Source organism: Gillisella taibaishanensis (assembly GCF_001938985.1).
Classification (GTDB): Bacteria; Pseudomonadota; Alphaproteobacteria; order Rhizobiales; family Rhizobiaceae; genus Allorhizobium; species Allorhizobium taibaishanense.
Window position 1 is genome coordinate 1 of the sequence record NZ_MKIN01000005.1, and the last position, 778, is coordinate 778.

At 61.8% G+C, this 778-nt stretch carries 1 pseudogene; it reads right to left on the bottom strand.

Annotation, left to right across the window (positions count from 1 at the left end):
* Positions 1-778, bottom strand: a pseudogene (locus BJF91_RS00020) (type VI secretion system tip protein VgrG); the annotation flags it as partial.

The window sequence follows — 778 nt, forward strand, 5'->3', positions numbered from 1 at the left end:
ACACGACGCTCCTTCACCAGGTCCGCCCTTCTTGAAGTTGATCTGGTTGCCCTCGATGTCGATCTTCAAACCGTGAATACGGATGCCGCTGTTATTGAGTTCGATATACCCACCCTTGGTGGACAGCAGGATGGTGTCATCCGCATAGATCTCCCAGACCTTGGCCTCCCCGTGGTATTTCTCGCCTGAGACGATGTTGTAGAGCTTTCCGACGTTCACGCTGATCGTCGTCCCAACCGTCGTTCGCTGCTCCTTGCCAACGTTGGTAACATGCGTCTGCCCGACATTGGTGACCTTGCTGACGCCGATCTGCTCGGCTCTGGCAATGCCGACGCTGTCGGACTTAAAGCTGCTGACGATGGTGTTCATGATTCCAGGCAGCGGGAACAGACTAGAGGCATCTGAACCAACGCCGGTGCCAGATCCGGCCAGCGCGGTACCTGCGTCCGCACGTGGGCTCGGACCGGAGACGACGCCTTCGCGCGCGGAAAGACCGCCAGCGCCGAGAAAGCCCAGAGCAGAGGAGGCGAGTGTGGTGGCAAAGCTGGCAATGCCGGGACCACCACCGCCGGCGATCTGAGCGGCCTGGGCTAGCAGCCCGGCCGTCTGGCCCGACAGCGCCTGCACGCCGGCCATGGCGAGCATCGCCATCGGTCCCGTGCCGCCAACGACGGTGTTCACCGAGCCGCCGATTTCATGCTTCTGGTTGCCAGAGACTTCCACGGCACGGTTGCCACCGATGGAGGCCACTTCATGCCGGTCGATGCGTTTGGTGCGG